At 64.3% G+C, this 11,576-nt stretch carries 9 protein-coding genes; 7 read left to right on the plus strand and 2 right to left on the minus strand.

What is annotated here, in order from left to right; genetic code table 11:
* From QM582_RS11745 to QM582_RS11775, 7 genes are all read left to right on the plus strand, one after another.
* Positions 1 to 1,060, plus strand: a 1,060-nt coding sequence (locus QM582_RS11745) for an RHS repeat-associated core domain-containing protein (protein ID WP_415084610.1), incomplete at its 5' end; no start/stop codon positions are given.
* A gap of 4 nt (positions 1,061 to 1,064) precedes the next feature.
* Complete coding sequence (locus QM582_RS11750; RefSeq protein ID WP_415084612.1) at positions 1,065 to 1,382, plus strand: hypothetical protein; 318 nt, start codon at positions 1,065 to 1,067, stop codon at positions 1,380 to 1,382.
* Positions 1,383 to 4,561: 3,179 nt separating this feature from the next.
* Positions 4,562 to 4,798, plus strand: coding sequence for a hypothetical protein (locus tag QM582_RS11755; RefSeq protein WP_415084614.1), 237 nt, complete (start codon positions 4,562 to 4,564; stop codon positions 4,796 to 4,798).
* Between the two features lie 552 nt (positions 4,799 to 5,350).
* Positions 5,351 to 5,737 (plus strand): SCO4402 family protein, encoded by a 387-nt coding sequence (locus QM582_RS11760; protein ID WP_415084616.1) that lies wholly within the window; start codon positions 5,351 to 5,353, stop codon positions 5,735 to 5,737.
* A 268-nt stretch (positions 5,738 to 6,005) separates the two neighbouring features.
* Positions 6,006 to 6,353, plus strand: a complete 348-nt coding sequence (locus QM582_RS11765) for a hypothetical protein (protein ID WP_415084617.1) — start codon at positions 6,006 to 6,008, stop codon at positions 6,351 to 6,353.
* 247 nt (positions 6,354 to 6,600) lie between these two features.
* Positions 6,601 to 7,920, plus strand: coding sequence for a hypothetical protein (locus QM582_RS11770; RefSeq protein WP_415084618.1), 1,320 nt, complete (start codon positions 6,601 to 6,603; stop codon positions 7,918 to 7,920).
* A 48-nt stretch (positions 7,921 to 7,968) separates the two neighbouring features.
* Positions 7,969 to 10,023 (plus strand): ATP-dependent DNA helicase UvrD2, encoded by a 2,055-nt coding sequence (locus QM582_RS11775; RefSeq protein WP_415084620.1) that lies wholly within the window; start codon positions 7,969 to 7,971, stop codon positions 10,021 to 10,023.
* Here the strand turns inward: QM582_RS11775 and QM582_RS11780 are convergent.
* Both QM582_RS11780 and QM582_RS11785 read right to left on the minus strand, forming a co-directional pair.
* Positions 10,020 to 11,342, minus strand: coding sequence for an ABC1 kinase family protein (locus QM582_RS11780; RefSeq protein WP_415084622.1), 1,323 nt, complete (start codon positions 11,340 to 11,342; stop codon positions 10,020 to 10,022). The two genes, QM582_RS11775 and QM582_RS11780, sit on opposite strands and share 4 nt — an antisense overlap.
* Positions 11,343 to 11,370: 28 nt before the next feature.
* Positions 11,371 to 11,576, minus strand: a 206-nt coding sequence (locus tag QM582_RS11785; RefSeq protein ID WP_415084624.1) for a hypothetical protein, incomplete at its 5' end; no start/stop codon positions are given.

Raw genomic sequence — 11,576 nt, forward strand, 5'->3', positions numbered from 1 at the left:
CAACGACACGGTGTCGACGTTGGTGTCGGATTGGCAGGGTACGACGCATCATCAGATCAACAACGCGACGGGGGCGTTGTCGACGTCGTGGCAGGACCCGTATGGGAATCCGCGTGGCACGCCGCCGGCGGTGTGGGCGGGTGAGCGTGGTTTCGTTGGTGGCACCAAGGACGCGACCGGTCTGACCCGGATCGGTGCTCGTGATTACGATCCGGCTCTGCAGCGTTTCATCACCGTCGACCCCATCCAGGACCTGGCCGACCCGTTGCAGTGGAACCCGTACCTGTACGCGAACAACACACCGGTGACGAAGGCAGACCCGACCGGGCTGTTCATGTGCATCGACAGCTGCGATTGGGATCGTCGACGCTTCGACCCCGCTGTGATCGCGAGGGAGACGAAGCATCGGACTGGAAAATGGCCCAAGGGGACGCCGAAGAAATACAAGAAGCACGGATACTTAGCTCGACCCAAGGCTGCATTCCGCGGCAAGAATCCCTACAGTGATCAAGTCAAGTCCGCGCCAGCTTCCAAAACGTCCAAAGTTTGGGGAAAGGTAGACAGCTATATGACAGGGGAGTTGAATCGAAACGTCCACGCCGCAAAGGATCGGCTCAATCCGACCCAGCTTGGGGTGAACGCAGACGCCAATTGGGCCGCTCTGCTAAGAGGTGGAATGCTCTTCTTCTTCAAAATGATGGAGAAGGGTGGCTGGGATCACAAGTGGCCAGCAGACAGCATGATCGAGGCCGAGCTTGGCCGACCGATTGTGAACGATGACCGCTATCTGCCGGTTCCGGGAAAGCAGGCGCGTCTTTATCGAGACGTTTGGTCGAACATTCACTATGGTTACGTCGCAAAGCAGACGGTCGGCAAGGATTTCAGCGACCTCGGAAACCGCGCTTTCGGCGGCACTGACGACGCGGGTGATCGAATTAGCATCGAAATTGGATACGAACTGGCGGATAGGTATCCCAATGGGAACGTTCCCAGCGGTGCAATCACTAAAGCTATCCTAGCTCGTTTCGATGAATACTCGACAACCAATAAGGTGAGGTAGGCGGATGAGTCACAAGCGCAGCCACTTCTTATTAAAGGCGTTAATGGTCAGCTATGCGACATGGGTGGCTGCGACCGGCTACTGGTGGTGGGTGCGGCTAACCGTTTCGCAAGAAGCTGGACATGTGATATTCATACCCGATCCGTTCTTCATTGCAGCCGCGATCGTGATGCTCGTGGGTTCGGTAGTTGTGCCTATGTGGGCAGTCGGGCATGCGGTATTTTCGAAGAGTGAGAGCAGTAGTATCCGTTGGGCAGTTGCCATTCTCGGCGTTCTACCTCTGGCTCAGGCAATATATTTCTGGGCGCCGATTGTTGCCTAATCTCACGAAATCGCCGGCGCGTCGACCCCGGCTCGCATGGGGAGCTTCGTGACGCAAATTGGGGGCGCTCTGGCATGAATAAGCGAAGTGTATCGGAAGCTCGCCACTTTGTGGTCGTGCTGGCCTGTCAGTTGGTATGGCTGGCTGCGACGCTCTGGTGGTGGTTTCGCCTCTATTCGCCGAGAGTTCCCGAACCGCCCCTTCCTGACAACTCGGATGCCGCGCTTTTCGATCTGTGGGTACACCTGATTGCTGCTTTTGTAATGGGAGTCGGATGTCCTGTGTTGCCCATATTAACGGTCGTTTACGTGTGGGGGTATCCGCTGAGGTCGCGTTGGAAGGGCCGCGATTCTCTCCTTGGGTGGCCTGGCGACGGCGCAACTCCTATTTCTGATTGCTCGTCTTGTCGGGTGGGTATACCTCTGATGGTTGACTCTCTACACTCGCTGGGGGTCAACGCAAGGGAGTGCTTGATGCCCAGATTCACGGTCGACCCCTATGCGGTGGCCAGCGCCATCTCAACCTACCTTGAACGTCATAATGTCAACCACTTCGATGATTGACATTTGTCTTAAAGGCCATCTGGTTAACCTCGATGAGTACGCGACGAACCAATAAGGCGAAGTGGGTTGATGAATCACAAGCGTAGCCACTTCCTTTTGAGGGCGCTCGTGGTCGGCTATGCGACATGGGCGGCCGCGACCGGCTACTGATGGTGGGTGCGACCCACCGTGTCGCAAGAAGATGGACATGTGATATTCATACCCGTGGCTGGTGCGGCTATGTCGGTGAAGCCGCGCCCAGGAGCCCCTGGATTTCTGGGGTTCTAGCCGTTTTATAGGCAGCGCGGAAGAAGCTGAGAACGGTGAGAAGATTGCCCGCTTCCTCGATACCAGCAAGGTTCATTGACGGATTGAAAGCGTGGTTCACACGCACGTCTAAAGGTCGACTCTGGTTCATATGGGCCCAGTCCGGATGGGTTCCCTATCTGGGTAGCGGGATATTCGTGGCGCCAATACTTGCGTCCATTTTCCCAGCTATGAGCGGTCCGTGGGTGGTCTACCTGACTGGGCTATTTGCGTTCGGCATCTTTATCGATGGGATAGTGGTATTCTTGGTCGACCGGCGTCACAAGAGGAGATCTCGTACTGATCCCGTTTCGCGAAATGGGTGACGGTGGGCGTGAGTAAGGGCGACGGGTGTATGCTGGAGGTGATCCGATCGCATTTCGACGAGTGCGGAGATAGGGAGTTGGCGACCTGATGAATGCGGTCAAGGGCGGGCGAAGTGACGCGGGTGACTGGCTCAGTGTGCGAATAGGCTATGAACTGGCCGACAGGTATCCTGGGGGAAAGGTTCCTGGTGGTGCAATAACTCAGGCAATACTCGACCATCTCCCTGAATATCAAGCGACCGATAAGGTTCGACAGTGAGATCGCCGGCTGCTCAGTCGCGGAGCCCACACCTGGGGGCTCTTCACTGGACTCAGATTTGTTGGCTCTTCTGCGTCCTCTACTTCTGGACGAAGAAGCTGGAACTAATCGGGCCGATGGAACGGCAGATTCCGATACTGTCTCTGGTGGGGCTGTACGTGGGTATTTTCCTCGGTTCGATCGTTATACCATTGTGGGTGATCGCAGTGTTTCCGAGTGTACGCTCATGCCTGATGGTTCAACGAATATCGATCCTGGCTGTCTGTGGGTTGTCACTCGTCCATCTGGCCATTCTGGTTCTTATTCTGACCGGGGTTTACCTCGGATTCTAGGAGGATGGGTGTGTGGCCCAAAGGGTTGAATGTAGCCGCGGTCTCGCAAGAGTCCTCCAATTTGCCCCGTACGGTCTCTATGTCACTCGCAATAGCGTAAGTCTGGTCGCGGGTTCGAAACTATGCCCCGAACGGGGCTGCTCCGGAGGCGCGATAACTGAGGCTATTCGGGCCCGGCTGGACGAGTACATTCGCGCGGGCAAGACGAGGGAGTGAATGAATGCGAAAGGACCCCGGATATTCGATCACCCTCGCGTTGCTTTTCAGTCAGCTATTGTGGATATCGGCCACCGCGTATTGGTGGTACATTCGACTGAGGGAATTTCAATTGGATAGATATCCCTATCTGATTCCGGATGCCGTGTTCATTGGCTCCGCCACCATCATGCTAATCGGGTGTGCGCCATTGACGATGTGGACTGTGTTCCATATCTGGAGGAGGAGGAATGATCGAGGGGGCGCGTTCTGGCTGATCTCAGTCTTCGGCTTAGTGCTGATTGCGCAGCTCGCCTATCTTGTCGCTACGACGTTCTGAGAGACTTGACGTGCGACCTTCAGGCGTCCTGCCTGGTGTATCAAGCGACCGATAGAGTCGACAATGGGCCCGCTCGAGGGTCGCGCCCAAGAACCGCTGGATTTCTGGGCCGTAGCCGTGATAGGCAGCGCGGAAGGAGCTAAGAACGGTGAGAAGATTGCCCGATTCCTCGATACCGTCAAGGTTCGTTGACGGATTGAAAGCGTGGTTCACATCCACGTCCAAAGGTCGATTCTGGTTCGTATGGACTCAGTCCGGATAGGTCCCCTATCTGGGTGGCGGGATATTCGTTGGGCCAATACTCGCGTCCACTTTCCCAGCTATAGGCGGCCCGTGGGTGGTCTACTTGACTGGACTATTTGCGTTCGGCATCTTTATCGATGGGATAGTGGTAGTCTTGGTTGACCGGCGTCACAAGAGGAGATCTCGTACTGATCCCATCTTGCGAAATAGGTGACGGTGTGTGGGTGCGTTGGCGATGGCCTAAAGATCTGAGGCTTTAAGTGGGGCGTTTGATGGGCTACTTGCAGCGGAAGTTCATTGCGAGAAGGCGTAGCGTGCTCGGGCTCTGGTACTCCGAGTTCGCTATGGGCCCCCCTCGCAGGCGTGATCTTCCCCGTCGGTGTTGTCCTACTCTTAGCCAAAGTTATTCCCGTTCCAGTCGAGATTCAGAGGGGTGCCGCTATTGTAATAGCGTTTGGCGTGCTGGTCTTTGTCGTGGACAGCGCCATCTCAACCTACCTTGAGTGAATGTATGACCCGTCCAGCAAGACGTTTCTCACGGGACGCCCGGGCCGCCGCCTCGGTTTGCGAGCCTTAGGCCATGAGTGACTGGCCTCTACTATGGGACTAAGCGGGAGAAATGGTATTGTAGCCCGGATGCGACAACTTCACCCCGACACTCCATGGATCGGCGACGACGAGGTCGTTGATGACGAACTGGTCTTCGCGATGACGAGGGACGAGTTGGCCGTGCTGGCCGGGGCCATCAATGAAGCACTCGAAGCTGTTGACGAGTGGGAGTTCGACACCCGGCTCGGCGTGACCCAGGCACAGGCCAGAGAGCTGCGAGATCGACTCAACGACGTCCTGCGTGCGGCCTATCGACCTGAGTAGCGCTCAGTTGGTTTGGGCGAGTCTGCGGGCTTGGTGGCGTAGGAGGGCGCCTTCGATGAGGGCGCGGATGCTGTTGCGTTCGTCGGGGTGGAGTTGGTCAAGTGCGGCAAGGTAAAGCCGCAGGCTTCGTCTTGGGGCCGCGTTCGTCGGGGTCGAAGACGAGTTCGTCGGCGGAGACGGCGAGGACGCGGAGCATATCGAGGGTGGGCTGGTTGGTGTCGGCTTCGTAGCGCCGCAGCTGGGTGACGTAACCCCGACGTGTCGGCGAGTGTCTGTTGGGTCCTGCCGCGTTGTTTGCGGACCGCAGCGACGCGGTGGGCGAAGTCTGCGGCGGCGAGACGCTCCAGCAGGCTGGTGACGGGCAACGGCGTCAGGATCGATCAGGGCTCCCCGGGTCGCCGCGACTGTCGCAGCAGGTCGACCATGTTGTCGTCCGCAACGGGGAAAGGTCATTGGGCCAGACGGGAAGCCCATCGTCGGGTCGCAGAGTGAGAACCCGCAGGCCCACATACCTCTGACAGAGTGGATGTCATGGTCAAGTTGGAGTGCGCCATGAGCATGCCGATCCGTTTCCCCGAGATGCGGCTGCAGGCCGTTGCAGCACTGCGTTCGCTAAGCGACGTCCGACACCAGCAGGCCAGATGGGGTCGTGTCGATGAGGGCGTGAACTACTACGAAGACTTCAGTTTGATAGTCCACGTCCTTTACGACGACTGCGCTGTTCTACCTGAGCCGGAAGCGGCGGTGGGTGCGATCATCCATTCGGCGGAGGTGCTCGCGTTCGCCGAGTTGGAGCTCGTGCTGGGGCCAATGCTTGACGAGCTAGGTGACGCGGCCGACGAGGTCTATGGGACAGATCCGCGCTGGCCCGCTGTTGTGAGAGCCGCTGGCCAGGCCCTGCTTGTCATGAAGCGGGTCGATGAAGGGGCTGCGTCGTGAGGCGATCGTGCTGGTCGACGCCGGCAAGTAAGACTCCCTCTTCGGCCGAGTTGGGTCCGGCAGCCAGGTCGTTGCTGTCGGACCACTTCGATGACGTGATTGCGCGCAACGACAACATCGCGCGGACCTCCACGAACGAGCACGGCACGTTCCAGATCCGCGACCCGCTCTTCTCTGGGCCGGATGGCTTCCTGAAGTTCGAGTCGACTTGGCAGGTCACGGTCTCCGGCTTCCGATTGACGACCGCAATCCCGAGGGGAGGCCCGTGATGAGCGAGCTCATGGAGGTTCCTCGGCTCTCCGAACTCGACGGGCTTCCCGTCGACGTTGTGCCCGGAGACGAGCCGGGGGTCGTCAGCGTGACCAGTTGGGCCGACGACGGCTCGGTGGTCACCCTCACTTGGGACGAGACGGCAGGCTCTGTTCACGTGCGCTGGCTGGAGGCCGAGGAAGAGCGGTTGCTCGTCGAGCGAGAGACGGCGTCGAAGATATCCGTTCGTGAAAACCACGGTCAGATCGAGTTCTGGGTCTGGTCCGATGCTGGAGGGCTTGGCGGGCAGCTCGTCATTCGGGTGGGCGATCACGTCAGCGTTTCCGACGCACTGCTGCGGAAATAGCCGACTCTGCTGGTCTGCGCGAGCCTGCGGGCTTGGGGGCGCAGGAGGGCGTCTTCGATGGGGGCGCGGATGCTGTTGGTGAGTGGCAACACCCTAGGGGGTGGTTCCGACATTTTCTCTGAACCCAGCACGACCGAGAGGAGAGTCGGTCGGGGTCCTGGGTGAGGACCGGGGCGCTCGACAGTGAACAGAAAGATGCCTCACCAATAGATGTTCAACTAGGGCATGACACGCTATAATCGAACACATGATGGAGGGTGGAGCGTTGGGTCAAGCCGCTTCGGCGGTCGACCGGCTGCGCGGAGCCGGGGAGCTTCGCAAGCTCGCGGACGCCGAAGAACTCCATGCCGTCTACGAGCTCGCGGTGGCCCACGAGTGGACGACCGACGACGAGTTCGACGTGGTCGGGGAGCGTCCGGTGCGTCTCGGCGCCGACGGTACCCGGCTGGTGGGGGAGTTCCTGCCGTTGGAGATCGCCGCCGCGACCGGGCGGTCGGTCACCGCTGCGACCTGGCTGATCCGCGATGTGCTCAACCTGCATGCGCGACACCCACACCTGTGGAACGCCGTGACCAGCGGAAGCGTCGCGACCTACCGAGGCTTCCAACTCGTCCAGTTGTGCGCGAGCTACGACCTGACGCTGGATCAGGCGCTGCGGGTCGACGATCGGCTGAAAGGCAAGTACGGACGGATCGCCTGGCCCCGGCTGATCCGGCTGGCCCGCGGGCTGATCGCCCAGGTGGCCGCCGACAAGGTCGAAGAAGCCACCAGGAAGGCCCGCGCCACCCGATTCGCCAACACGGCCGCGACGGGCGATCCTGCGGTGTCGGAGGTGTGGGCCCGCGTCGACACCACCGATGCGCAGCAGTTGGAATCCACCATCCGGGCCATCGCGAAGACGCTGAGGCGGCTCGGCGACGCCGACCCGCTCGACGTCCGCAGGGCGAAAGCCCTGGGCATTCTCGCCACGCCGGCGCGTGCCCAGGCGCTGTTGGGCGGCGCTGACGACGAGCGGCACCTACCGCGCACAGCGGTGTACCTGCACTTGACCCCTGAGATGATCACCGGAACCAGCGACAGTTCGCCGGACGCGCCGGTAGCTCGTTCCGAAACGCTCGGTCCGGTCACCAAGGCGCAGCTGGCCGAACTGTTCGGCACGCATCGCGTCACCATCACGCCCGTGCTGCACGTCGGCACCGATGAGGCTGTCGACAACTACGAGATTCCCCGGCGAGTCCGCGCGTCGGTGGTGCTGCGCGACGGCTGCGAGGTCTTTCCCTACTCGTCCCGTCCGGCCCGCAGGCTCGATCTGGACCACACCGTTCCCTTCGTTCCGGGCGGCGCCGGCCAGACCAGGCCCGGCAATCTTGGCCCGCTCAGCCGCCGCGTCCATCGGGCCAAGACCGCGGGGCGCTGGCGGTTGCGGCAGCCGCGCAGCGGGGTGTTCTGGTGGCGATCCCCGACCGGGCAGGAGTACCGCGTGACCCCGTGGGGAACCAGCGATCTCCACGACTGGTCGCCAGGGGAGAAGATCCTCAGCTGGCTGGTCGACTCGCGACCTCGCTGAGCGAGCGCGCCGCGGGTTCTGTCCGAGCGGCGTTCTAGAGTGTCCGACGTGCCCGATCCCGATGCGCTGCTGGCCGCCCTCGACCCCGAACAGCGGGCCGTGGCGACCACCTTCGGCGTGCCGGTCGCGGTGATCGCCGGCGCCGGAACCGGCAAGACCCGCGCGATCACCCACCGGATCGCCTACGGCTGTGCGATCGGCGCCTACGACCCGTTCGCGGTGCTGGCGGTCACCTTCACCACCCGCGCCGCCGGCGAGCTGCGCGGACGGCTGCGCGGACTCGGCTTCCCGCGGGTGCAGGCCCGCACCTTCCACTCCGCGGCGCTGCGCCAAGCCCAGTACTTCTGGCCGAACGCGATGGGCAGCGAGCTGCCCCGGGTCAGCGACGCCCGCGCCGGCATGATGGCCGAGGCCGCCGGACGCCAACTCGGCCATCGCGCCGAATCCGGCACCCTGCGCGACCTGCTCACCGAGGTCAGCTGGGCGAAGGTGAGCAACGTGCCGCCCGCCGACTATGCCGAACTGGCCGCCGAGCAGGGCCGCGAGGTCTCCGGGGTGGACGCCACCGGCGTCGGCCGCATCTACGCCCGCTACGAGCAGGTGAAGAGCGACCGCGGGGTGATCGACTTCGACGACGTGCTGCTCTGCGCGGTGGCGCTGCTCTCCGACCACGACGACGTCCGAGCCCAGGTGCGGCGCACCTACCGGCACCTGGTGGTCGACGAGTACCAGGACGTCAGCCCGCTGCAGCAGAAGCTGCTCGAACTGTGGCAGGCCGAGCGTCCCGACCTGTGCGTGGTCGGCGACCCGGCGCAGACCATCCACTCCTTCGCCGGCGCCCGCTCCAGCTACCTGACCCGGTTCCCGATCCGGCACCCGGACGCCGAAGTGATCCGGCTGGTCCGCGACTACCGCTCCACCGACCAGGTGGTCGAGCTGGCCAACAAGGTGCTGCACACTCGCGGGCCGGGCGAGGGCGTCCGGCTGATCGCCCAGGCCGGAACCGGCCCGCAGGCCCGATTCAGCCAGGCGGCCACCGAAGCCGACGAGGCCGCACAGGTGGCGCGCTGGCTGGCCGGACTGATCCGCGACGGCGTCCCACCCGGCGAACTCGCCGTGCTCTACCGGATCCACGCCCAGTCCCCGGCCTACGAGGCCGCGCTCTCCTCCGCGGGGGTGCCGTTCACGCTGCGGGCGTCCGAGGGGTTCTTCCAGCGCGGCGAAGTCCGTTCCGCGATCGTCGCGCTCAAAGGACAGCTAGCCGCCGACACCGGCGACCTGGTCACCGCCGTCCGCGGGGTGCTGGCCGGGCAGGGCTGGACGGCCGAACCGCCGTCCGGTCAGGGCCAGGCCCGAGAACGCTGGGAGTCGCTGGCCGCCTTGCTCGGCCTCGCCCAGGAGTACGCGGCCGAACACCCCGAGGCCGGGCTGGCCGAGCTGCTCACCGAGATCGACGAACGCGCCCGGGCCGAACACGCCCCGGCCGGAGCCGGGGTGACACTGTCCACCCTGCACGCCGCCAAGGGCCTGGAGTGGGAGGGTGTGGCGCTGGTCGGCGTCCAGGAAGGCACGCTGCCGTTCGCGCTCGCCCAGTCGCCCGAGCAGATCGCCGAAGAACGCCGGCTGCTCTACGTCGGCATCACCCGCGCCAAGCGACACCTGTCCATCTCCTGGGCCGAGTCCCGCAACGGCGGCGGAGCTCGCCGCAAACCGTCCCGCTTCCTGGACGGCATCCGCCCCGACACCGGCCCCTCCCGGCCGGCCTCCGGTGGAGGTCGCAAGAAGCGCAGCAAGCTCAGCATGACCTGCCGGGTCTGCGGTGAGCCGCTGGCCGCCGGCGCCGAGCTGAAGCTGGGACGCCACGCCGATTGCCCGTCCAACTACGACGAACACACCTGGGAACTGCTGCGCGAATGGCGCCGGCAAGAGGCCGCATCGGTGGGCCTGCCCGCCTTCTGCGTGTTCACCGACGCCACCCTGATGGCGATCGCCGAGGCGCGTCCGAGCACCGAGAAGGAGCTGCTGGCGATCGCCGGCGTGGGTCGTTCCAAGGCCGACAAGTACGCCGAGTCGGTGTTCGCGATCCTGGATGAGAGCTCCTAGTCGTACCAACCGGGCAGCAGCTCGGCGAGCACACCGCGGAACCGGGCGGTGACGTCCAATTGCGCCAGCACGGCGATGCCGCCCAGCCAGACCCGGTGGATCAGCGCGTACACCGGGGGAATGGTGAGCCGCATGGCGACCCCGTGACGGTCGGAGCTGCTGCGGATGTGCAGGAACTGGGCCCGCATCCATTCCCGGTCGAAGTGGAACTCCTCGACCCGGGCCGGCTCGACGAACGGCTCCAGGTAGCCGAGCAGCTCGCGGGCGTCGACGTCGCGGGCGATGAACCCCTCATCAGCCAGCCCGGCGGTCATCGCGTCGGCGTCGTCGTCGATGGCGAGCCGGATCAGCCGTCCCATCGCGGACGGCAGCCCCTCCGGCAGCCGGGCGACCAGGCCGAAGTCGACCACGCCGAGGCGTCCGTCCGGCAGCACCAGGTAGTTGCCCGGATGCGGGTCGGCGTGCAGCAGGCCGGCGCGGGCCGGTCCGGCGAACAGGAAGCGGACGTAGGCCAGGCCGACCCGGTTACGCTCCTCGGCCGGGTCATCGGCGACAGAGGAGAGCTTGCGGCCGTCCAGCCAGTCGGTGATCAGCACCCGGGTGGTCGCCTCGTGCACGCCCGGGACGGCGAACTCCGGGTCGCCGGCGAAGGCGGCCGCGGCCCGCGCCTGGCTGTCCGCCTCCAGCGTGTAGTCGACCTCCTCGGAGATCCGTTCGGCCAGCTCCCGGCTGATCGTCACCACGTCCACGCCGCCGGCCAGCGGAGCCACCACGCCGGCCAGCCGCTCGATCTGCCGCAGATCGGAACGCAGCGCCTGATCGGCGCCCGGGTACTGGATCTTCACGGCCACCGGACGCCCGTCGGTGAGCACCGCCCGGTGTACCTGCCCGATGGACGCCGCAGCCGCCGGCCGCAGGTCGAAGGACGCGAACCGGTCCCGCCAGCGCGGCCCCAACTCGTTGCGCAGCACCGCCTGCACCCGCGACGATGGCAACGGGGGAGCGCTGTCCTGCAGCTTGGCCAGGTGCTGCCGGTACGGCCGGGCGATCTCCTCGGGCAGGAACGCCTCGAACATGCTGAGCGCCTGGCCGAACTTCATCGCCCCGCCCTTGAGCTCGCCCAACACCGCGAACAGCTGCTCGGCGGCGGCACCGCGCAGTTCGGCGTCCACCACGTCGGCGTCCGCACCCAACAGCCGGCGGCCCAGCCCGACCACCTGGCGTCCGGCGGCGCCCAGCGGCAGCGACAACATCCGGGACGCCCGGGCCAGCGACGAAGTCGGTAGCTGCCGGTCGTCGTCGGGATCGTCGGGCTGCATGGCGCCTATTGTGCCAACCGGTGCCGAATCAGCGCGGCGTCCGGCAGGCGCAGCCGGGATGGGCCCGCAGCGGCCGGACCCGCAGCGCACGGTCGGCGTCCGGGATCAGCACGCTGCCGAGGGCGTCCGGGAGTCCGCCGGCCAGCCAGCAACCCACCTGCAGGGCCGCGGTGCCGGCCGCCCAGTGCAGGTCGGGCGCTGGGGCCGCGGTGCGCCGGGGCCGGCTGAGCTGGG

Source organism: Micropruina sp. (assembly GCF_047607385.1).
In the GTDB taxonomy this organism is placed as follows: Bacteria; Actinomycetota; Actinomycetes; order Propionibacteriales; family Propionibacteriaceae; genus Micropruina.